Here is a 21,396-nt window from a genome sequence, read left to right as displayed (position 1 = left end):
CATAAGCGGGGCGGCAGCCGGCAGGGCATTTGGGCGCCGCCGCTCGCCCCCTGCCGGCTGCCGCTCGGCACGTCCCGGCTGCCGCTCGCGGCATTCCACCCCACGGAGCTTCGCGGCGGGATTACACCGGCGGCATATCCTTTTCAGGAGAACCGTCATGGATCACGCCCTAACATTTGTGATCGCGACACTCTGCATTCTTGCGCTCTGCTACCGCTTCTACGGCGTGTTCTTCGTGCGCAAGGTTCTCCGTGCCGACGATTCGGAAGTCACCCCGTCCCACATCCTGGCGGACGGCAAGAACTATGTGCCCACCAAGAAATGGGTGAATGCGGGCCAGCATTTCGCCGCCATCGCCGCCGCCGGCCCGCTGGTCGGTCCGGTGCTGGCCGCCCAGTTCGGCTACCTGCCGAGTTTCCTGTGGCTGCTGATCGGCTGCGTCGTCGGCGGTGCGGTGCATGACACCGTCGTGCTGTTCGCCTCGATGAAGCACAAGGGACAGTCGCTGTCCGAAGTCGCCAAGGCCGAACTCGGCCCGGTGGCCGGCTGGTGCACCGGTCTGGCGATGCTGTTCATCATCACCATCACCATGGCCGGCCTGTCGATGGTCGTCGTCCATGCGCTGGAACGCAACGCCTGGGGCGCCTTCGCGGTGTTCATGACGATCCCCATCGCCATCGCGCTCGGCCTCTACGAGAAGATCACCGGCTCGTCCAAAGGCGCCACCCAGGTCGGCATCGCCGCCATCGCCGCCTCGGTCTTCGCCGGCCCCTACATCCAGGGCACGCTGCTGGGCGAGTGGCTGACGCTGCATGCCGAAACGGTCGCCGTCATCCTGCCCATCTACGCCTTCTTCGCCACGGCGCTGCCGGTCTGGCTGCTGCTGACCCCGCGCGGCTACCTGTCCAGCTTCATGAAGGTCGGCGTGTTCGGCGCGCTGGTCGTCGGCGTCGTCTTCATCAACCCGGAAATCCGCTTCCCGGCCCTGACCGACTTCATCCATGGCGGCGGCCCGGTGCTGAACGGCCCGGTCTGGCCCTTCATCTCGATCACCATCGCCTGCGGCGCCATCTCTGGCTTCCATGCCTTCATCGGGTCGGGCACCACGCCCAAGCTGATCGACAAGTGGAGCGACATCCGTCCGGTGGCCTTCGGCGGCATGCTGGCGGAATGCCTGGTCGGCGTCATGGCGCTGATCGCCGCCACCGCCCTGCATCCGGCCGATTACTTCGCCATCAACTCCGCGCCGGCCGCCTTCAAGGCCCTGGGCATGAATGTGGTGGACCTGCCGCGGCTGAGCCAGGACATCGGCCTCGACCTCTACGGCCGGACCGGCGGCGCGGTGACCCTGGCGGTCGGCATGACCGAGATCTTCACCCGCGTGCCGTGGTTCAACAGCCTCGCCTCCTACTTCTTCCAGTTCGTCGTGATGTTCGAGGCGGTGTTCATCCTGACCGCCGTGGACAGCGGCACCCGCGTCGCCCGTTACCTGATCCAGGACCTGCTGGGCGACGTCTATGCCCCGATGAAGCGGCTGGACTGGGTCCCCGGTTCGATCATCGCCAGCGTCATCGCCTGCGTGGCCTGGGGGTATCTGCTGACGTCGGGCGACATCAACTCGGTCTGGGCCCTGTTCGGCGTGTCGAACCAGCTGATGGCCTCGGTCGGCCTGATCATCGGCGCCACCATCATCCTGCGGCTGGCCCAGAAGCGGATCTACATGCTGACCTGCCTGATCCCGCTGGCCTACCTGTTCGTCACGGTGAACGTCGCCGGCTACTGGATGATCGCCAACGTCTATCTGAACAAGGCGGCCAAGGGCTACAACCCCTTCAACGCCGGCATCTCGATCATCATGCTGACGCTGGGCTTCATCATCCTGATCGCCGCCTTCCGCAAATGGAAGGAACTGCTCCAGGCCCGCGCCATCGAGGTTCCGATGGTCGCCACTCCGGCCGAATGACGGTTCAAGCATCGTAGAAAAGCGAACGGGCCCTGTGGAGTGTTCCACAGGGCCCGTTCGCTTTTGTCCGTTAGCGCTTCCGCGGCAATCAGGCCGCCGCGACGAGCGTCTCTTCCGCCGGCAGCTCGGCGGGGATCCAGGAGATCAGCTCCCGCCCGGTGTTGGCGAGGCGCTTCGGCTCGATGCGGCCGATGACGCGGGTGCCTTCCCTGGCGATGCGCAGGATGTCGCCATCCTCCGGAACCAGCGCGCGTTCGACGCCGCAGCTGCGGGCGAGGCGGGCGTGGGCTTCCATATGCTCGATGGTGCCATGGACCGGCACGGCGAAGCGGGGGCGGACCAGCCCGTACATGCGGGCGAGGTCGTCGCGCTTCGGATGGCCGGAGACATGGACCGGCGCCTCGGCCGGGGTGACGATCTCGACACCCATGCCGCGCAGATGCCCGTGGATTTCGGCCAGGGCCTCTTCGTTGCCGGGGATGATGCGGGCGGAGAAGATGACGGTGTCGCCCTCTTCCAGCCACAGCTCGCGGTGCTCGTTGCGGGCCAGACGGCTGAGCGCCGCCCGTTCCTCGCCCTGGCTGCCGGTGCACAGGAACACGAGGTTGTCGCGCGGGGTCCAGGACGCCTCGCGGACATCCATGAAGTCCGGCACATGGTCGAGATAGCCGCAGGCCTGCGCCGCCTTTTCCATGCGCAGCATGGAGCGGCCGACCAGCACCACCTTGCGCCCGACCGCCGCCGCCGCTTCCGCCACCGCGGTCATGCGGGCGACGTTGGAGGCGAAGCCGGTCACCGCGATGGCGCCCGAGCGGTTGGCGAAGGCGCCGATCAGGCCGGCGCGGGCGTCGGCCTCCGACCCGGTCGAGCCGGGCACGTCGGCGTTGGTGCTGTCGCACATCATGGCGAGCAGCCCTTCGTCGCCCAGCCGCTTGAGGGCGGCGAAATCGGTGCTGCGGCCGACCAGCGGGTTGGGATCGAACTTCCAGTCGCCGGTGTGCAGGACCGTGCCGGCCGCCGTGCGGATCGCCAGCGACATCGGCTCCGGGATCGAATGGGTGACGGCGATGGTCTCGATCCGGAAGGGACCGATGCTCAGCGTGTCGCCGATCTCGAAGGTCTGCACCTTGGCGGCGCGGTGCGCGCCCTTTTCCTTCAGCCGGTCCCGGATGATGTGGGAGGCGAAGGGGCTGGCATAGATCGGGCAGCGCAGGCGCGGCCACAGATGGTGGATCGCGCCGATATGGTCCTCGTGCGCATGGGTCACCACCAAGCCGACGACGTCCTGCATCCGCTCTTCGATGAAGGCCGGATCGGCCATCAGGCTGTCGATGCCCGGCATCTCGTCGCCGACGAAGGCGACGCCGGCATCGACGATCAGCCATTTGCCGGCGTGACCGTAGAGCGCCATGTTCATGCCGATGCGGGAACAACCGCCCAGCGGAAGGAACAGGATCTCGTCCTTGCCCGGAACCGGACCGGTGGGGCCGCCGCCATGGACCGGATTGGCCGGCGGGCGGGAGCTGTCGAAATCGTCACGCGGACGCGGGTTGCGGTTGCGTGCGCGGTTGTTCGGCGCCATCCGGCGCCGCTTTGAATCAAACGTCATGCCTCTGTCGTACGTCTCACTTAGGCCGGCATTCGACGCTGCCGGACGGGCGTGCATCGCTCGTCGATGCGGATCCCGGTGTGGAAAGGCCCCTGCCGGAGGCGCCGTGCGGCGGCCGTCGGACGACTGTGACCGAATGTTTCGTCAGGGCTTATGTGGGCAAAGGGAGATGCACGTCAAGGGCATCCGTAAAAAGTCACACGAAATGGTGGGGCATTGCTGGGATGCGCAGGCCGGGTGATCCCAATCGACCGGGGCAGAGCGCCGAAGGTTCGATCCTGCTATTGGGGGCTGGACCCATAAGAGACTTCTCCGGGTGGGATCGTTGCGATTCAAAGCCCAGGGGCGCGACTTCGCCTGACCCCCGTGGCAACCCGCCTGTGGATGCCCCCCTGTGGATGACTGACTCCATGGCGGTGCGGGCCCGTCCATGTCGCGGTAACTTTAGTCCATTGGCTATAGTCCGGACCCTGGCGGCTTTGAGAAGCCCCATTTTGGATGGTTCGTCTGTTTGGCTGAAAATGCGATGGATTTATAACGGGATTACTGCGACGGGAGAGAGGCTGTGCTTCGTTCCTTTCGCCCAATTTATTGTGTCATCGAGGGTAGAAATGGCAAAGAACCTTGAGGATCTTCTGACTGAGTGGGATGGCCTTATCAAGAAGCACCGTGCGCATTTGGTGAAGCACAAGTTCAGCAACAAGTTCGCCGTTCTGTCGAAGGAAGTCGATGCACACGTCGTCGAGTACAAGGCCTACACCAAGCTGTGGTCCGAGCAGAACAAGGTCGTTGAATCCGTAATGTCGCAGGTCCTGGCCCAAGCGGAAGCTTTGGGTAAGAAACTGAAAGCCAGGCTGACTGCTACAAAAAAGGAAAAAGAGGACGGACTCAAAGCCCTCGATAATTTTTGCAAATGCATCACCCACGAATCTCACGAAGTGAACCCGAGGTTGCTCGGGAAGGAGTGGGCGGAGATGCTGAAAGACAATAAGACTAAGAACAAAGCATTGTTCGCTGTTGCCATGGATGATTCAAAAATGATTCCGCTGCTCAAAAAATTGGCCGACGAGGCCAAAAAATCGGACGGGCATCATGAAAAATTGGGAGCGGCAAATGCATTTGCAAACCGCAAGACGGAAATGGAGATCAAGCCCGACATTGAAAAGAACATGAAGTCATTGGCGGCCTGGGATGACAAGCAGGCTGCGGAAGAAGTGGCAGCCTTTCTGAAGGACTTCAAGAAGGCCCTGAATGTCGTGATATTTTGAATATTTTTGCCTGAGTGCGCCGGGGTGATGAGCGGCCCCGGCGGAAAAGTCATTCAGTAGGACGGATCAGGGGACGCGTCTCGTTCCATAATTCATAAGCATACACTTGCTGCGTCCCGGTAGCGTGCAAAGTCCAATCCGGATCGATCTTGTCGAACCGCCTTGCGGTCAGTTGCTGCACGCGCGCCGCTTGCAGGTGAAGTCTGTCGGAATCCAGCTCCTGTAACGCCGTACGTTTGGATCGGTCTGGCAAAATCGGACCCGGTTTGAAGCGTGAAGCCGATTCCCTTCCGAAGGTCCGTGCCGGCTCCGTGCCGATGGCCACCGCCCTCCCGCATTGCAGGAGGGCGGCATCCACCCCGAAGCTCCCGGCCTCAGTGGTTGTCGCGCGGGATCCCCATGGTCTGCGCCACGCGCTGGTACTTGACCGCCGGCTTCAGCACCATGCCCTCGTCCAGCTGGTCGACGATGCCGCGCTGGATTTCCTGCCACGGGGTCTGCGACGGCGGGGCGGGGTAGCCGCCGGCGGCCTCCAGCGTGGCCTTGCGGTCGGCAAGCTCCGCTTCGGAGATCAGGATGTCGGCGCTGCCGCGGCGCAGGTCGATCCGCACGCGGTCGCCGCTGCGCAGAAGGCCGAGATTGCCGCCGGCCGCCGCCTCCGGCGAGGCGTTGAGGATCGACGGCGACCCCGAGGTGCCGGACTGGCGGCCGTCGCCGATGCAGGGCAGGGAATGGATGCCCTGCTTGATGAGGTCGGCGGGCGGACGCATGTTCACCACCTCCGCCGCACCGGGGTAGCCGATGGGGCCGGCGCCGCGGATGACCAGGATGGTGTAGGCGTCGATGCCCAGCGACGGGTCGTCGATGCGGTGATGGTAGTCCTCCGGGCCGTCGAAGACGACGACCTTGCCCTCGAAGGCTTCCGGATCCTTGGGATTGGACAGGTAGCGCTCGCGGAACTCGTCGGAGATCACGCTGGTCTTCATGATGGCGGCGTTGAACAGGGTGCCGCGCAGCACGACGAAGCCGGCGTTGATCTTCAGCGGGTCGTCGATCGGGTGGATGACGCGGGTGTCGAGGATCTCGGTGTTGCGGCAGTTCTCGCCAATGCTGCGGCCGTTGACGTTGGGCGCGTCCTCGCGGATCAGGCCCTGGGTCATCAGCTGCCCGACCACGGCCGGCACGCCGCCGGCGCGGTGGAAGTCCTCGCCCAGATATTCGCCGGCCGGCTGGAGGTTGACCAGCAGCGGCACGCCCAGCCCGTGGGTCTGCCAGTCGTCCACCGTCAGCGGCACGCCGATGTGCTTGGCGATGGCGTTGATGTGGATCGGCGCGTTGGTCGAACCGCCGATGGCGGAATTGACGACGATGGCGTTGAGGAAGGCGTCGCGGGTCAGGATGTCGGACGGCTTGATGTCCTGGCGCACCATCTCGACGATGCGCTTGCCGGTCTCATAGGCGGCCTGCTGGCGCTCGCGGTAGGGGGCGGGGATCGCGGCGGAGCCCGGAAGCTGCATGCCCAGCACCTCCGCCAGGGAATTCATGGTCGACGCGGTGCCCATCGTGTTGCAGTAGCCGGTCGAGGGGGCCGAGGAGGCCACCAGCTCGATGAAGCCCTGATAGTCGATCTCGCCGGCCGCCATCATCTGGCGGGCCTTCCACACGATGGTGCCCGATCCGGTGCGCTCGCCGCGGAACCAGCCGTTCAGCATCGGGCCGACCGACAGCGCGATGGCCGGGATGTTGACGGTGGCGGCGGCCATCAGGCAGGCCGGCGTGGTCTTGTCGCAGCCGATGGTCAGCACCACGCCGTCGAGCGGATAGCCGTGCAGCACCTCGACCAGCCCGAGATAGGCGAGGTTGCGGTCGATGGAGGCGGTCGGCCGCTTGCCGGTCTCCTGGATCGGGTGGACGGGGAACTCGATGGCGATGCCGCCGGCGGTGCGGATGCCTTCGCGCAGCCGTTCGGCCAGCACCAGATGGTGGCGGTTGCAGGGGCTGAGGTCGGACCCGGTCTGGGCGATGCCGATGATCGGCGCGCCGGATTGCAGCTCCTCGCGCGTCAGGCCGAAATTCAGGTAGCGCTCAAGATACAGCGCGGTCATGTCGGGGTTGGCGGGGTTGTCGAACCACGCGCGCGAGCGCAGACGCCGTTCTGAACCGGGGGCCGAACCATCGGCATTGGCGGGGAAGGGGGGCTTCGTCTCGGACATATCGACACCGGTTTCAGGTTGGGGCGCGGACCGTAGGCCCGGCGCCGGAGGTGTGGTTGCGTTTCTTTGGCCTTGTTCAAGGCCGTGGTCGGGTCAGGCCGCGCGCATGTCGGCCAGGAAGCGCGACACGCAGCCGCGCAGGTCGTCGGCCTCGCCGGACAGGCCGTCGGCGGCGGATCTGACCTGACGCGAGGCGTCGCTGGTGGCCTGGAAGGCGTGGGTCACGCCGGCGATGCTGTCGCGGACATCCTGGGTGCCGCGCGCGGCGCGCTGGATGCTGCCGCTGATCTCGCTGGTCGCCGCCCGCTGCTCGCCGATGGCGGAGGCGATGGTGCCGGAGACCTCGTTGACCTCGCCGATGACCTTGACGATCTCGGTGATGGCGCCGGCCGCCTCGCTGCTGACGCGCTGGACGGCGGCGATCTGGGCCTCGATCTCCTCGGTCGCCTTCGCGGTCTGGGCGGCGAGGCTCTTGACCTCGTTCGCCACCACGGCGAAGCCGCGTCCCGCCTCGCCGGCCCGCGCCGCCTCGATGGTGGCATTCAGCGCCAGCAGGTTGGTCTGGGCGGCGATGGAACCGATCAGCTGCACCACGTCGCCGATCTCGTCGCGGCGGTCGAGGCCGGGGACGGTCACCGAGCGGTCGCCGCCGGCCAGCCGGGTCATGGCGTCGGTCATGGCGACCACCGGCCGCGACAGGCTGCGGGCGATCAGCAGCGCGGCGGCAAGGCCGAGGATCAGCCCGGCGGCCGACGCGCCGGCCATCGCCTGCCGGTAGCCGGCGATGTCGGAGGTGGTGTCGGCGCGCAGCTGCTGCTCGTCGGCGATGCCCTGGTCGGTCAGGCCGCGCGCCTGATCGCCGATGGCGGTGCCGAGCGGGGTCAGGGTGTCGGTGACCAGGGCGTCGCGGCGCTGGGTGGTCTCCACCAGCCGGTCGAAGCCGGCGGCATAGCCGTCGAGCGTCTTGAGGAAGGCGGACACCAGACCGCGCAGCGCCGGGTCGGTCACCGTCTTCGCCATGGCGTCGCCATTCTGGGCAGCGGTCTTCAGCTCGGTCTTCGTCGCGGTGGCGAGGCCGGCGCTGCCCTCGCCCTGGAAGCGGGCGGCGACGGTGCGGGCGGCCTGGACATGCATCGCCGCCTGGGCCGCGAGGTTCAGGGCCTCGACATTGCCGCCGCTCTTGGCGTTGGTCAGGATGGTGCTGAGCATGGTCTGCAACTTCGACCCGAACTTCGCCACCTCGGCCACCGCCTCGCTGCGCTGGCCGTGCGCCTCGCGGACGGCGGCGAAGCTGTCGCGATACTGGGCGACGCGGGCCGTCATCTGCTGCACTGCTGCAGTGTCGCCGCTGCCGGACAGGCGCCGGTCGACGGCGGCGACGAGGTTCGCGGCCTCCGCCGACAGCGAGGCGACGGCGTCGGCATCCTCGTCGCGGCCGTTCAGCAGGAAGGCGGTGGTCTTCAGCCGCATGTCCAGCATCAGCGTCTGCATGCGCCCGAGATCGACCACCTGCTCCGCCAGCACGCCGTTGCGGCGCACCACCGTCTCCGTCTCCGACAGGGCATTGATGCCCACACCGGCGACGGCGGCGAGGAACAGCAGGATGCCGGCACTGCCGGCGGTGATCCGGTGGCCGATGCGGGTGCCGAGTTTGATGCCGGCTGCGGTGGGCATGCGGGGGGACCTCCCTATTGCGGGGCCCTGTTGCGGGGGCTGCTACCAGTCGAAGGAATCGGTGCGGTGCCAGCGGCCGACCATGCAGGCGTCGGCGACGAGCGACAGCGGGCGGCCGTCGACGTCGCTCGCCCCATCGCCGATCAGCCGGTGGAAGTGGCGGTAGATGCGCTGGTACTCGGTATCGGGCTCGGCCAGCACCGGTACGCCGTCCGCGAACAGGCGGGTGCCGCCATGGGTCAGGTCGAGGCGCCCGTCCGCAGTCTCGATGACGATGGACCAGGTCTGCTCGCCCTGCTGGAGGAAGTCGAAGTCGGCGGTGACGCGGCCGATGCGGGAACCGGGGGCGGCCCCCATCTCCAGCGTCGCGGCGATGGCGGTGTCGCAGTTGGCCGGCACATGCAGGTCGGCGGCGCGGACGAAGACCGGGGCCGGCAGGATGTCGGTCAGGATCGACAAGGCGTTGATGCCGGGATCGAAGACGCCGAAGCCGCCCGCCGCGAAGATCCAGTCCTGGCCCGGGTGCCAGCGCCGCACATCCTCCTTCCAGGTGATGGCGACGCTGCGGATGTCCGCATCCGCCAACCGGCGCTTGGTTTCCTCCACCGCCGGGTTGAACTGCGAATGCCAGGCGGTGAACAGGGTGCGCCGCGCGGTCTCCGCCTCCGCCGCCAGATCGTGAAGCTCCGACAGGGTGGCCGCGGGCGGCTTCTCGATCAGCACATGGCAGCCGGCGCGCAGAGCCTCCACCGTCAGGCCGTGGCGGACGGCGGGCGGGGTGCAGAGCGCCACGGCGTCGAGGCCGGGCAGGGCCGCCAGCATGTCGGACTGGGAGCGGAAGCTCGGCACGCCGTCGACCGTCGCACCGTCCGGGCTGACCACGGCGGCCAGATTGAACAGGCCGGTGGCGGCGATGGCGGGGATATGCTGGTCGCGGGCGATCTTTCCCAGACCGACAAGTCCGAGGGTGGGGAGCGTCATGGCGATATGTCCGGTCGGGGAAGGTCGGCGGCGGTCACGAGGCCGCCGTCAGGCCTTGCCCTTGTTGTAGACGTCGAAGCAGACGGCGGCGAGCAGCACCAGACCCTTGATGACCTGCTGCCAGTCGATGCCGATGCCGACGATCGACATGCCGTTGTTCATCACGCCCATGATGAAGGCGCCGATCACCGCACCGGTCACCCGGCCGACGCCGCCCGAGGCCGACGCGCCGCCGATGAAGCAGGCGGCGATCACGTCCAGCTCGAAGGACACACCGGCCTTCGGCGTGGCGGTGTTGAGGCGGGCGGCGAAGATCAGGCCGGCGAGTGCCGCCAGGACGCCCATGTTGACGAAGGTGTAGAAGGACAGGCGGCGGGTGTCGATGCCCGACAGCTTGGCGGCCTTCTCGTTGCCGCCCAGCGCGTAGATGCGCCGGCCGATGGTGGTGTCGCGGGTGACGAAGGCGTAGATGCCGATCAGCAGCGCCATGATGATCAGGACGTTCGGCAGGCCCTTGTAGGTCGACAGCAGCCAGCCGACATAGGCGACCACCGCGAACAGCCCGGCGCTCTTCAGCAGGAACAGGACCAGCGGCTCCTGTTCGATGGCGAAGCGGTGGCGGCGCAGGCGGGCGGCGACGCTGAAGGCGATCAGGATCGCCGGGGTGGCGAGGCACAGCACCATCGTGGTGGTGTGGAAGCCCTCGGTGCCGAAGATGTCCGGGATGAAGCCGGAGCTGAGGCGCTGGAACTCCACCGGGAAGGGGCCGACCGACTGGCCGGCCAGCAGCGCGAGGCTGAGGCCGCGGAAGACCAGCATGCCGGCCAGCGTCACGATGAAGGACGGGATGCGGAAATAGGCGACCCAATAGCCCTGGGCGGCGCCGATGGCCGCACCGGCCAACAGGCTGACGATGGCGGTGGGGATGAAGTGCCAGTGGAACTGCACCATCAGGATGGCGGCCAGCGCGCCGATGAAGCCGACGATGGAGCCCACCGACAAATCGATGTGCCCGGCGACGATCACCAGCAGCATGCCCAGGGCCATGATGACGATGTAGCTGTTCTGCAGGACGAGGTTGGTCAGGTTCAGCGGCTGCAGCAGCGTGCCGTTGGTCATGTACTGGAAGAACGCCACGATCGCCAGCAGCGAGATCAGCATGCCGTAATCGCGCATGTGGCTCTTCAGGAACTTGGCCATCGAGGCCTGGCGCGGCGGCGCGGCCGGCAGGTTCAGTTCGGCGCTCATTGCAGGGACTCCCGGGCACCATTGTTCAAGGCGGCAGCGGCGACGGCGGCGCGGGCTGCCGTGGCTTTCGAGGCGGACGACATGATGGCGTGCATGATCTTTTCCTGGCTGGCCTCGGCCGCCGGCATCTCGGCGACCAGGGCGCCCTCGTTCATCACGTAGATGCGGTCGGCGACGCCCAGAAGCTCCGGCAGTTCCGAGGAGATCAGGATGACGCCGCGGCCCTCGGCCACCAGCTGGTTGACGATGGTGTAGATTTCATATTTGGCGCCGACGTCGATGCCGCGGGTCGGCTCGTCCAGGATCAGCACCTGCGGGTCGGCGAACAGCCATTTGCTGAGCACGACCTTCTGCTGGTTGCCGCCGGACAGATTGACCGTCTGCTGGAACACGTCCGAACAGCGGATGCGCAGGCGGCGGCGGAACTCGTTGGCGACCTCGATCTCGCGCTCGTGGTGGATGACGCCGCGCTTGGCGACGCCGTCCAGATTGGCCAGCGTCACGTTGTGGCGGATGTCGTTGTCGAGCACGAGGCCGTAATGCTTGCGGTCCTCGGTGGCATAGGCGAGGCCATTGCCCATCGCTTTGGCTATGGTCGAAACGTCGATCTCGCGCCCGTCGAGGAAGGCCTGGCCGCGGATGTTGCGGCCGTAGGATCGGCCGAACAGGCTCATGGCGAATTCGGTGCGGCCGGCGCCCATCAGCCCGGCGATGCCCACCACCTCGCCCCGGCGGACATGCAGGTCGATGTCCTTGACGACGCGGCGGCCGGCATGGATGGGGTGGTCGGCGCTCCAGTCCTTCACCTCGAACAGGATCCTGCCCGGGTTGCTGGTGCGGCGCGGGTAGCGGTCGGCGAGGTCGCGGCCGACCATGCCCTTGATGATGCGGTCCTGGCTGATCGGCGCGTCGTGGCAGTCCAGCGTCTCCACCGTGGTGCCGTCGCGCAGGATGGTGACGCGGTCGGCGACCTTGGCGATCTCGTTCAGCTTGTGCGAGATCAGGATGGAGGAGATGCCCTGTTCCTTGAAGCGCAGCAGCAAAGCCAGCAGCGCGTCGCTGTCGCTCTCGTTCAGGCTGGCGGTCGGCTCGTCCAGGATCAGCAGCTTGACCTGCTTGGACAGCGCCTTGGCGATCTCGACCAGCTGCTGCTTGCCGACGCCGATGTCGGTGATCAGCGTCTCCGGCGAATCGGTCAGCCCGACCATGCGCAGCAGTTCGCGCGCGCGGGCGGTGGCGGCGACCCAGTCGATCCGGCCGCGTTTCGCCTGCTCGTTGCCGAGAAACAGATTCTCGGTGATCGACAGCAGCGGGACCAGCGCCAGTTCCTGGTGGATGATGATGATGCCCAGCTTCTCGCTGTCGGCGATGCCGCGAAAGGCGACGGGCTGGCCGCCGAAGCGGATTTCGCCCTCGTAGGTGCCGTGCGGATAGACGCCGCTCAGCACCTTCATCAGCGTCGATTTGCCGGCGCCGTTTTCGCCGATCAGCGCGTGGATCTCCCCCTTGCGGACCGAGAGGTTGACGTTGTCCAGAGCCTTGACGCCCGGAAACGTCTTCGTGATGCCGCGCATCTCAAGAATGCTGTCCATGGATTGACCTCTGACCGCCCGACCTTCCGCAAGGCGAGGCGCGGGAGGGGATGCCGGATGGCGCCCCGCTCCCGCGCCGTTCACTCACTTGATCTGCGATTCCTTGTAGTAACCGCCGTCGACCAGGACCTGCTTCCAGTTCGAGAGATCGACGCTGACCGGCTTCAGCAGATAGGAGGGAACCACCTTCTTGCCGTTGTCGTAGGTCTTGGTGTCGTTGACCTGCGGGGTGCGGCCGGCCAGCAGGTCGTCGACCATGCCCACCGTGACCTTCGCCAGCTCGCGGGTGTCCTTGAAGACGGTGGAGCGCTGCTCGCCCGCCAGGATCGACTTGACCGACTGCACCTCGGCGTCCTGGCCGGTGACGACCGGCATCGGCTGCGCCGCCGAACCGTAGCCGACGCCCTTCAGCGACGAGATGATGCCGATGCTGAGGCCGTCATAGGGCGACAGCACCGCGTCCACCCGCTTGTTGCCGTAATAGGCGCTCAGCAGATTGTCCATGCGGGCCTGGGCGACGGCGCCGTCCCAGCGCAGGGTCGACACCTTGTCCATGCCGACCTGGCCGCTGCCGACCTTCAGCTTGCCGCTGTCGATGTAGGGTTGCAGCACTGACATCGCGCCGTTGTAGAAGAAGTAGGCGTTGTTGTCGTCGGGCGAGCCGCCGAACAGCTCGATGTTGAACGGACCCTTGCCGTCCTTCAGCCCGAGCGCCTTCTCGATGTAGGAGGCCTGGAGGACGCCGACCTGGAAGTTGTCGAAGGTGGCGTAGTAATCGACGTTGGCCGAGCCGCGGATCAGGCGGTCGTAGGCGATGACCTTCACGCCGCGCTCGGCGGCCTTTTGCAGCACGTCGGTCAGCGTCGTCCCGTCGATGGCGGCGATCACCAGAACCTTGTCGTTCTTGGTGACCATGTTCTCGATCTGGGCGAGCTGGTTGGGGATGTCGTCCTCTGCATATTGCAGGTCGGTCTTGTATCCCTTCTCCTGGAAATACTTGACCATGTTGTTGCCGTCGTCGATCCAGCGCGCCGAGGACTTGGTCGGCATGGCGATGCCGACGGTCGGCTTGTCCTGGGCCATGGCCGGGACGGCAGCGGCGCCGGCGACGACGATCAGGCCGACGGCGAGGCCGGCCAGTTTGGAGCTGAAGGAAGTGCGCTTGGCAGACGACATGGACCGGAATCCTCCCCGTTACTACGGCACGCGATACGCCGCCCCCGCGTTCTGTGGCGCGGATGGCGTTGGACGCGATGGTTGGTGTCCCTAGCAATCCTCCCTTTTCCCATAACTGTCAAATATGATTATTCGGCAAATCGATATGCATTTCGGTATCGGTCGTCACCGTGCTGCGGCAGTGGCGGCGGGGCTCGCGGCGACGAGGCGCATCTTGAGTTCCGAGGCCGCGCGGACGGCCGACAGCACGGTGCGGGCACCCGGCGACAAAGGCCGGTCCTTCAGCCAGAAGATGCCGTAGGGCTCGACGCTGAACCGCTTGTGGAAGGGCATGATGGCGCAGCAGCCGCTGGGCGAGAACACCTGGGCGAGAGCGCGGGCGAAGACGGTGATCGACTCGGTTTCCGCCACCATCGCCATCGAGATGACCGGAGACGCGCTCTCGATCACCCGGTGCGGCAGCCGGGCACCCTCGGCGCGGAACAGCGCCTCCACCCGGTCGCGCAGCAGGGTGCCGACGGGCTGGAGGATCCAGGTGGCGTCGGACAGATCCGCCGCGGTCAGCGGGCGGCCGAGCCGGAGCAGCGGGTTGGTGTCATGGCAGATGAAGCACAGCTCCTCGCTGCTGATCTCCTGGTACTCGAAGGCGGTGGGGTCGTAATGGCCGGGCAGGCGGCCGATGGCGAAATCCATCACCCCCTGGTGGACCCGGTCGGCCAGCACGTCGCTGGTCTCCACCGCCACGGCAACCTTCAGATTGGGATGGTCGCGGGTCAGGCTGCTGATGACCGGCACCACCAGCTCCACCGCCGGGGCCATCACCGTGCCGATCGACACCCGGCCGCTGTGGCCGGCGAGCAGGGCGTTCAGCTCCTCGCCCGTCTCCTGCAACTCGCTGAGGATCATCCGGGCGTGGCGGATCATCAGGCTGCCGTACCAGTTCGGCTCGATCCCGCGGCCATGGCGGTCGAACAGCTCGATGCCCAGCGTCTCCTCCAGGTCGCCCAGCAGTTTGGAGGCGGCGGGCTGCGACATGTTCAGGCTGGCAGCGGCGCGGTGCAGGTTGCGGTGTTCGTCGAGCGCCGCGAACAGCTGGAGATGGCGCAGCTTCAGCCGCGCCTTCTGGAACCAGTTCGGCGGAAAGCGTTGGGGGGTCACGGGGGGAAAGCCTCCGACTGGGGCGGTGGCGCCTCGATGGCAGATGTCGGGATACGACATTTGGTATCGCAAGCGCCGATCTTCATATTGGACGATTATCAAGAGGCCTCTTATCGTTTGCGCCGTCAACAAATTTAAGAATTCACCGGTGACGGCGATTTGCCGGGGGCGATCTCCGGGACGAGAAGAGCGAAGCGAGGGGAGTTAAGCGGGATGGCGCAGGAAGCGCGTTGCGTCTGGCAGGCCCGGGCTGTGCTTGGGGAAGGTCCGCTCTGGTCCCCACGGCAGGATTCCGTCTATTTCGTCGATATCCGCGGATCCCGCATCCTGCGCCACGGCCTGTCCGATGGATCGCAGGCGGGGTGGGATCTCGATGACGCCGCCTGCTGGCTGGTGGAGAGCGCCGACGGCGACGGCTTCATCGCGGGCTTGCGCTCGCGCCGGGTGGTCCGGCTGCGGCTGGAGCCGGGCCGGGCGGCGGTCGTCGGCGAGGAGATCGCCCGGATCGAGCCGGACAAGCCGGGCAACCGCCTGAACGACGGCAAGGCCGACCGCGACGGCCGGCTGTGGGCCGGCAGCATGGACGATGCGGAGGAGGCGCCGGCCGGCAGCTTCTACCGCATCGACGGGGATGGCGCCGTCACGACGGTCGACGAGGGCTACACCGTCGCCAACGGGCCGGCGCTGGCGCCGGCCGGGCGGACGATCTACCACACCGACAGCGCGGCGCGGACGGTCTACGCCTTCGACATCGGCGCCGACGGCAGCCTATCGGGCAAGCGCGTCCACATCCGCTTCACCGAGGCCGACGGCTATCCCGACGGCATGACCTGCGACGCCGAGGGTGGGCTGTGGGTCTGCCATTGGGACGGCGGGCGCGTCAGCCGATTCCGCCCCGACGGCACGCTCGACCGCGCCGTCGCCCTGCCGGTCTCCCGCGTCACCTCCTGCGTCTTCGCCGGTCCGGATCTGGACCGGCTGTTCATCACCACCGCGGCGCATGGCCGGCCGGACGAACCGCTGGCCGGGGCGCTGTTCGAGTGCGACCCCGGTGTCCGCGGCCTGCCGCCCGGACAATTCGGGGCCCCGTCGCGCTGATTCCTGACTGCTGACTTCTGTCTGCCGATCCGATTCCGAGGAAGGACCTTACCGCCATGCCGTCCAGCGCCCGCCCCTATCGCGGCGTCTTCCCCGTCGTCCCCACCATCTTCACCGAAGCGGGAGAACTGGACCTCGACGGCCAGAAGCGCTGCGTCGATTTCATGATCGACGCCGGCTCCACCGGCCTGTGCATTCTCGCCAACTTCTCCGAACAGTTCGTGCTGACCGACGACGAGCGCACGCTGCTGATGGAGACCATCCTCGCCCATGTCGCCGGCCGGGTTCCGGTGATCGTCACCACCACCCATTTCAGCACCCGCGCCTGCGCCGACCGCAGCCGCCGCGCCCAGGATCTCGGCGCCGCGATGGTGATGGTGATGCCGCCCTACCATGGCGCGACCATCCGCGTGCCGGAGGCCGGCATCGTCGAGTTCTTCAGCCGCGTGTCGGATGCCATCGACATCCCGATCATGATCCAGGACGCCCCCGTGAGCGGCACGCCGCTGTCCGCCCCGCTGCTGGCGCGGATGGCGCGGGAGATTGCGCAGGTCTCCTATTTCAAGATCGAGGTGCCGCAGGCGGCGGCCAAGCTGCGCACGCTGATCGAACTGGGCGGCGACGCCATCGAGGGGCCGTGGGACGGCGAGGAGGCGATCACCCTGCTGGCCGATCTCGACGCCGGGGCCACCGGCGCGATGACCGGCGGCGGCTATCCGGACGGCATCCGCCAGATCGTCGATCCCTATCTGGCGGGCGACCGCGAGGCGGCGGTGGCGGCCTATGGGCGCTGGCTGCCGCTGATCAACCACGAGAACCGCCAGTGCGGCATCGCCACCGCCAAGATCCTGATGAAGGAGGGCGGCATCATCGCGTCCGACGCGATGCGCCACCCGACGGCCAACCCGCATCCGATCAGCCGTGAAGGGCTGCTTGACGCCGCGAAGCGTCTCGATCCGCTCGTTCTGCGCTGGGCGCGCTGAGCGGCATTCGAGTTGCGGCGTTCGAGTTAAGGAGAGACCCAAGATGACCATCACCGGCGAGATGCTGATCGGCGCCACGGCACATCGTGGCAGCCAGGGCGAGTTCCGCGCCGTCGACCCCGCCACCGGCGAGGCGCTGGAGCCCGTCTTCGGCGGYGGCGGTGCCGCCGAGGTGGAGCGCGCCTGCGCGCTGGCCTGGGCCGCCTTCGAYGCYTTCCGCGAGACCGGCCTGGAGCAGCGCGCCGCCTTCCTKGARACGGTYGCCCAGAACATCCTCGACATCGGCGACGAGCTGATCGYCCGCGCCATGGCCGAAAGCGGYCTGCCGCGYGCCCGGCTGGAGGGCGAGCGCGGCCGCACCGTCGGCCAGYTKCGCCTGTTCGCCCAGGTSGTGCGCGAGGGAAGCTGGGTCGAGGCCCGCATCGACCCGGCSMTGCCGGCGCGSACACCGCTGCCGCGYGCCGACATCCGCCARCGYCACATCGCGCTGGGGCCGGTCGCGGTGTTCGGCGCSTCSAAYTTCCCGCTCGCCTTCTCGGTGGCCGGCGGCGAYACCGCGTCGGCCTTCGCCGCCGGCTGCCCGGTGGTGGTCAAGGGCCAYGGCGCCCATCCCGGCACSTCSGARCTGGTCGGCCGCGCCATCCAGGCGGCGGYKGCMTCCTGCGGCCTGCCCGAGGGSGTCTTCTCGCTGCTGTTCGGCACCGGCAACGAGATCGGCACGGCGCTGGTCGCCGATCCGYGCATCAAGGCGGTSGGCTTCACCGGCTCGCGCGGCGGCGGRCTGGCGCTGATGGGGGTTGCGGCCAARCGGCCGGARCCGATCCCGGTCTATGCCGAGATGAGCAGCATCAACCCGGTCTTCCTGATGCCKGCGGCSCTGGCRTCCCGCGCCGAGGCGCTSGGCAAGGCGTTCGTSGSRTCGCTGACCATGGGCGCSGGGCAGTTCTGCACCAACCCCGGCATCCTGCTGGCGGTGGAYGGGCCGGACCTCGACCGCTTCGTCGCCGCGGYGGTGGAGGCTCTCGGCGGCAGCGCCGCCTCGACCATGCTGACGCCGGGCATCCATGCCGCCTTCGACAGCGGTGTCGCCAAGCTGGCCGGCAGCGGTGCCGTGACGACGCTGGCCCGCGGCTTGGCGTGCAGCGGGCCGAACCAGGCGCAGGCGGCCTTCTTCACCGCGACGGCGGACGCCTTCCTGGCCGACACGGAGTTGCAGGAGGAGGTGTTCGGCGCCGCCTCGCTGCTGATCCGCTGCGCGGACGTGGCGGCGATGACGGCGGTGGCGGACAGGCTGGAAGGCCAGCTGACGGCGACCTTGCAGATGGATGGGGCGGACAAGGCCGCGGTGGCCGGGCTGATCCCGACGCTGGAGCGCAAGGCCGGGCGCATCCTGGCGAACGGCTGGCCGACGGGGGTGGAGGTCTGCCACGCGATGGTGCATGGCGGCCCGTTCCCGGCAACCTCGGACCCGCGCAGCACCTCGGTCGGCACGCTGGCGATCCGCCGTTTCCTGCGCCCGGTCTGCTACCAGGACATCCCCGCGGAGCTGTTGCCGGAGGCCCTGCGCGACGGCAACCCGCAAGGGATCTGGCGCCGGGTCGACGGGACGCTTGGACGGGAGTAACCAGCCGCCGGAACCGACCGGCACCACCAACCCGCAACGGCTGCGTCAGAGGGAGCGCTGACGCAGAGGACACCGTCGGACCCGGCCCCGCGCCGGGCCTGACGGTCGGGCAGGGCGTGCGCCTGACGCATCGCCGAAGCATCGCTCCCACCCAGTGCATCGAAGCAAAAACAAACCGCATTTAGAGGAAACGCAAATGGTGAGATCAGCTCTGCTGCTTGGCGCAGCCACCCTTTCGCTCGCCTGTGTCATGGCGACCGGTTCCGCCTCCGCGCAATCGAAGTTCGACATCATGCTGGGCGGCGACGCCTATTTCGAAGGCGGTTACGTCAACCAGGACCGCGACTCCGGCCAGCGCAACACCGAGTTCCGCAACCGCCTGCGCCTGCTGGTGACGCCGAAGGCCAAGGCCGACAACGGGCTGGAATACGGCGCCCGCATCCGCCTGCTGGCGGAGAACGGCACCAACAACGCCCGCACCGTCACCAACGACCGCGCCTTCATCTTCGTCAACGGCGGCTTCGGCGTCCTGCATCTGGGCGTCGAGAACGGCCCGTCCGACGACAGCGGCATCATCGCCCCGTCCGACTGGGGCACCGGCGGCGTCGACGGTTCCTTCCCGTCCTGGCTCGGCAACAGCGCGGCCAACGCGCCGGTCACCATCGGCAACATCCGCGCCCTGATCTCCGGCAACAGCGCCACCCGCGCCACCTACTGGACGCCGGAGATCGCCGGCTTCAAGCTCGGCGCCTCCTACCAGCCGGCGTCGGACAGCAGCAATACCGACGTCAACCGCTCCAAGCTGGCGCTCGCCTCGGCCAACCGCACCGGCGCCTATCGCGACGTCTATGAAGTGGGTGGCACCTACACCAACACGCTGGGCGGCGTCGCGGTCAACGGCAGCCTGTTCTATCTCGGCGGCGAGGCCAAAAACTCCACCACCACCCCGGCGCAGCAGTTCGACAAGCTGTCCTCGACCCATGCCGGCCTGACGCTGGCCTATGCCGGCTTCAAGGTCGGCGGCAGCTATGCCTGGTCGGGCGACAGCGGCTATGCCAAGGCCGGCACCGCCGGCATCGTCAGCCGCGAGAAGCAGGATGTCTGGACGGCCGGTGCGCAGTACACCTTCGGCGCCACCACGCTGGGCGTCGGCTACCTGAACGCCAAGGATGCCGGCGACCTGACGGTGCGCGGCCGCAGCAAGTTCGAGCTGATCACCGTCGGCGCCAAATATGTCGTCGCTCCCGGCTTCAGCCTCGCGCCGGAATACAACCACTTCAAGCTCACCTCCGACGTCGCCGCCAACAGCGACAAGGGCGACATCTTCATCATCCGGACCGATCTGGCCTTCTAACAGCCTGTCGTTCCGAAAAGGCCGACCGACGTCCTGGCCTTTTCCGTCTCCTTCGGCTTCGCGCCGCCGCGGTGTTCTCTCCATCCCGCCGCGGTGGTTGCGTCCCGGCGCGCTCTCCCTCGGGTGCGTCGGCCCCGGTCCAGGCTGGAACGGGGTCACCTCACGGCCGGGCGGCACTCCGCTGCCCGGCCGTTTTTTTGACCGGATTCCGGGCCGCATCTTCAGCTGGATATATGTTTTTCAGCATCGCATCGGTCAAGAATCGTATTGGACAGTTATGGTTCTGCGTACTTAAAGTAGGCATGACGAACAATTCCGGACCGGGTGGCGATCACGATGTTTCAGCGCCCCGTCCCGACGCCTGCCCCTCGTCCCTTATCCCTCGTCCCTTATCCCTCGTCCCTTATCCATCGCGCACCGCAATAAACCTCGCCATAACACTCAGGGAGTGAATCGGATGTCCAGGAAATGGGTGATCTCCGCCGCCACCGCTGCTACGGCCCTGTTCATCGGGCTCGGCGCCGTCCAGGCCGCCGACAAGAAGCTGGTGGTCGGTTTCTCGCAGATCGGCTCTGAGTCCGGCTGGCGCGCGGCCGAGACCAAGACCGCCAAGGCGGAGGCCGACAAGCGCGGCATCGACCTGAAGATTTCCGACGCCCAGCAGAAGCAGGAGAACCAGATCAAGGCGGTGCGCTCCTTCGTCGCCCAGGGCGTCGATGCGATCTTCATCGCGCCGGTGGTGGCGACCGGCTGGGATTCGGTGCTGAAGGAGGCCAAGGAGGCGAAGATCCCGGTGGTTCTGCTCGACCGCCAGATCGAGACCAAGGACCAGAGCCTGTACATGACCGCCGTCACCTCCGACACGGTGCATGAGGGCCGGGTGGCTGGCGAATGGCTGGCCAAGCAGACCGGCGGCAAATGCGCCGTGGTCGAGTTGCAGGGCACCGTCGGCTCGTCGCCCGCCATCAACCGCAAGAAGGGCTTCGACGAGATCGTCGCCAAGAATCCCGGCATGAAGATCGTCCGCACCCAGTCCGGCGACTTCACCCGCGCCAAGGGCAAGGAGGTGATGGAGAGCTTCATCAAGGCCGAGAATGGCGGCAAGGGCATCTGCGCCGTCTACGCCCACAACGACGACATGGCCGTCGGCGCCATCCAGGCGATCAAGGAAGCCGGCCTGAAGCCGGGCAAGGACATCCTGGTCGTCTCCATCGACGGCGTGCCGGACATCTTCAAGGCGATGTCGGAAGGCGAGGCGAACGCCACGGTCGAGCTGACGCCGAACATGGCCGGCCCCGCCTATGACGCGCTGATCGCCTTCAAGAAGGACGGCAAGGCGCCGCCGAAGTGGATCCAGACCGAATCGGCCCTGTTCACCCCGGACACCGCCAAGGCCGAGTATGAGCGCCGCAAGGACGCCTACTGATCTGGGTTGAGGGTTGCAGAAATCCCTCT

15 protein-coding genes are annotated in these 21,396 nt (G+C 67.2%); 7 read left to right on the top strand and 8 right to left on the bottom strand.

Annotated features, from left to right (window positions below):
- Positions 1 to 157: 157 nt before the first annotated feature.
- Positions 158 to 1,963, top strand: a complete 1,806-nt coding sequence (locus VH569_RS26320) for a carbon starvation protein A (protein WP_423319205.1) — start codon at positions 158 to 160, stop codon at positions 1,961 to 1,963.
- Between the two features lie 88 nt (positions 1,964 to 2,051).
- Here the strand turns inward: VH569_RS26320 and VH569_RS26315 are convergent, their stop codons facing one another.
- On the bottom strand, positions 2,052 to 3,572 hold the full coding sequence (locus VH569_RS26315; protein ID WP_423319203.1) for a ribonuclease J: 1,521 nt from the start codon (positions 3,570 to 3,572) through the stop codon (positions 2,052 to 2,054).
- Positions 3,573 to 3,970: 398 nt separating this feature from the next.
- On the opposite strand from VH569_RS26315, the gene VH569_RS26310 reads away from it, so the two are divergent.
- Positions 3,971 to 4,840, top strand: coding sequence for a hypothetical protein (locus VH569_RS26310; protein WP_423319201.1), 870 nt, complete (start codon positions 3,971 to 3,973; stop codon positions 4,838 to 4,840).
- A 374-nt stretch (positions 4,841 to 5,214) separates the two neighbouring features.
- Here VH569_RS26310 and VH569_RS26305 read toward each other — a convergent pair whose 3' ends face one another.
- The 7 genes from VH569_RS26305 to VH569_RS26275 all read right to left on the bottom strand — a co-directional run bounded on the left by VH569_RS26305 (position 5,215) and on the right by VH569_RS26275 (position 14,882).
- Positions 5,215 to 7,053, bottom strand: coding sequence for an IlvD/Edd family dehydratase (locus tag VH569_RS26305; RefSeq protein WP_423319199.1), 1,839 nt, complete (start codon positions 7,051 to 7,053; stop codon positions 5,215 to 5,217).
- A gap of 93 nt (positions 7,054 to 7,146) precedes the next feature.
- Entirely contained in the window at positions 7,147 to 8,727 is a 1,581-nt protein-coding gene (locus VH569_RS26300) for a methyl-accepting chemotaxis protein (RefSeq protein ID WP_423319197.1), read from the bottom strand.
- Between the two features lie 42 nt (positions 8,728 to 8,769).
- On the bottom strand, positions 8,770 to 9,708 hold the full coding sequence (locus VH569_RS26295) for a Gfo/Idh/MocA family protein (RefSeq protein ID WP_423319196.1): 939 nt from the start codon (positions 9,706 to 9,708) through the stop codon (positions 8,770 to 8,772).
- A 48-nt stretch (positions 9,709 to 9,756) separates the two neighbouring features.
- Complete coding sequence (mmsB, locus tag VH569_RS26290) at positions 9,757 to 10,956, bottom strand: multiple monosaccharide ABC transporter permease (RefSeq protein ID WP_109048183.1); 1,200 nt, start codon at positions 10,954 to 10,956, stop codon at positions 9,757 to 9,759.
- The gene (gene mmsA / locus VH569_RS26285) at positions 10,953 to 12,548 is read right to left on the bottom strand and encodes a multiple monosaccharide ABC transporter ATP-binding protein (RefSeq protein ID WP_423319194.1); all 1,596 of its coding nucleotides are present in this window, start codon (positions 12,546 to 12,548) and stop codon (positions 10,953 to 10,955) included. The genes mmsB and mmsA overlap by 4 nt, the downstream gene beginning before the upstream one ends.
- An 84-nt stretch (positions 12,549 to 12,632) precedes the next feature.
- Positions 12,633 to 13,724: a multiple monosaccharide ABC transporter substrate-binding protein gene (gene chvE, locus VH569_RS26280; protein WP_423319192.1), complete on the bottom strand. Its 1,092-nt coding sequence runs from the start codon at positions 13,722 to 13,724 to the stop codon at positions 12,633 to 12,635.
- Positions 13,725 to 13,889: 165 nt separating this feature from the next.
- Positions 13,890 to 14,882: a LysR family transcriptional regulator gene (locus VH569_RS26275; protein WP_423319191.1), complete on the bottom strand. Its 993-nt coding sequence runs from the start codon at positions 14,880 to 14,882 to the stop codon at positions 13,890 to 13,892.
- Positions 14,883 to 15,095: 213 nt separating this feature from the next.
- On the opposite strand from VH569_RS26275, the gene VH569_RS26270 reads away from it, so the two are divergent.
- The 5 genes from VH569_RS26270 (at position 15,096) to ytfQ (ending at position 21,367) form a co-directional block, all read left to right on the top strand.
- Positions 15,096 to 15,980 carry an SMP-30/gluconolactonase/LRE family protein gene (locus VH569_RS26270; RefSeq protein WP_423319189.1) on the top strand — a complete coding sequence of 295 codons (885 nt, stop codon included), beginning with the start codon at positions 15,096 to 15,098 and terminating at the stop codon, positions 15,978 to 15,980.
- Between the two features lie 56 nt (positions 15,981 to 16,036).
- Positions 16,037 to 16,963 (top strand): dihydrodipicolinate synthase family protein, encoded by a 927-nt coding sequence (locus tag VH569_RS26265; protein WP_423319188.1) that lies wholly within the window; start codon positions 16,037 to 16,039, stop codon positions 16,961 to 16,963.
- Positions 16,964 to 17,006: 43 nt separating this feature from the next.
- Positions 17,007 to 18,587 carry an aldehyde dehydrogenase (NADP(+)) gene (locus VH569_RS26260; RefSeq protein WP_423319186.1) on the top strand — a complete coding sequence of 527 codons (1,581 nt, stop codon included), beginning with the start codon at positions 17,007 to 17,009 and terminating at the stop codon, positions 18,585 to 18,587.
- Positions 18,588 to 18,783: 196 nt separating this feature from the next.
- Entirely contained in the window at positions 18,784 to 19,941 is a 1,158-nt protein-coding gene (locus VH569_RS26255; RefSeq protein ID WP_423319185.1) for a porin, read from the top strand.
- A gap of 457 nt (positions 19,942 to 20,398) precedes the next feature.
- Positions 20,399 to 21,367 carry a galactofuranose ABC transporter, galactofuranose-binding protein YtfQ gene (ytfQ, locus tag VH569_RS26250; protein ID WP_423319184.1) on the top strand — a complete coding sequence of 323 codons (969 nt, stop codon included), beginning with the start codon at positions 20,399 to 20,401 and terminating at the stop codon, positions 21,365 to 21,367.
- The last annotated feature ends 29 nt before the right edge of the window (positions 21,368 to 21,396 follow it).

This window comes from Azospirillum sp. 11R-A (genome assembly GCF_049472615.1).
In the GTDB taxonomy this organism is placed as follows: domain Bacteria; phylum Pseudomonadota; class Alphaproteobacteria; order Azospirillales; family Azospirillaceae; genus Azospirillum; species Azospirillum palustre.
The sequence above is the reverse complement of the archived record's forward strand: the minus strand, read 5'-3'. Positions and strand labels throughout refer to the sequence as shown.

What these genes read in the sequence shown, in the direction of transcription:
- VH569_RS26300 (WP_423319197.1), bottom strand. Translation starts at nt 8,727, where the DNA reads ATGCCCACCGCAGCCGGCATCAAACTCGGCACCCGCATCGGCCACCGG.
- VH569_RS26265 (WP_423319188.1), top strand. Translation starts at nt 16,037, where the DNA reads ATGCCGTCCAGCGCCCGCCCCTATCGCGGCGTCTTCCCCGTCGTCCCC.
- mmsB (WP_109048183.1), bottom strand. Translation starts at nt 10,956, where the DNA reads ATGAGCGCCGAACTGAACCTGCCGGCCGCGCCGCCGCGCCAGGCCTCG.
- VH569_RS26255 (WP_423319185.1), top strand. Translation starts at nt 18,784, where the DNA reads ATGGTGAGATCAGCTCTGCTGCTTGGCGCAGCCACCCTTTCGCTCGCC.
- VH569_RS26295 (WP_423319196.1), bottom strand. Translation starts at nt 9,708, where the DNA reads ATGACGCTCCCCACCCTCGGACTTGTCGGTCTGGGAAAGATCGCCCGC.
- mmsA (WP_423319194.1), bottom strand. Translation starts at nt 12,548, where the DNA reads ATGGACAGCATTCTTGAGATGCGCGGCATCACGAAGACGTTTCCGGGC.
- VH569_RS26315 (WP_423319203.1), bottom strand. Translation starts at nt 3,572, where the DNA reads ATGACGTTTGATTCAAAGCGGCGCCGGATGGCGCCGAACAACCGCGCA.
- VH569_RS26305 (WP_423319199.1), bottom strand. Translation starts at nt 7,053, where the DNA reads ATGTCCGAGACGAAGCCCCCCTTCCCCGCCAATGCCGATGGTTCGGCC.
- ytfQ (WP_423319184.1), top strand. Translation starts at nt 20,399, where the DNA reads ATGTCCAGGAAATGGGTGATCTCCGCCGCCACCGCTGCTACGGCCCTG.
- VH569_RS26320 (WP_423319205.1), top strand. Translation starts at nt 158, where the DNA reads ATGGATCACGCCCTAACATTTGTGATCGCGACACTCTGCATTCTTGCG.
- chvE (WP_423319192.1), bottom strand. Translation starts at nt 13,724, where the DNA reads ATGTCGTCTGCCAAGCGCACTTCCTTCAGCTCCAAACTGGCCGGCCTC.
- VH569_RS26270 (WP_423319189.1), top strand. Translation starts at nt 15,096, where the DNA reads ATGGCGCAGGAAGCGCGTTGCGTCTGGCAGGCCCGGGCTGTGCTTGGG.
- VH569_RS26310 (WP_423319201.1), top strand. Translation starts at nt 3,971, where the DNA reads ATGACTGACTCCATGGCGGTGCGGGCCCGTCCATGTCGCGGTAACTTT.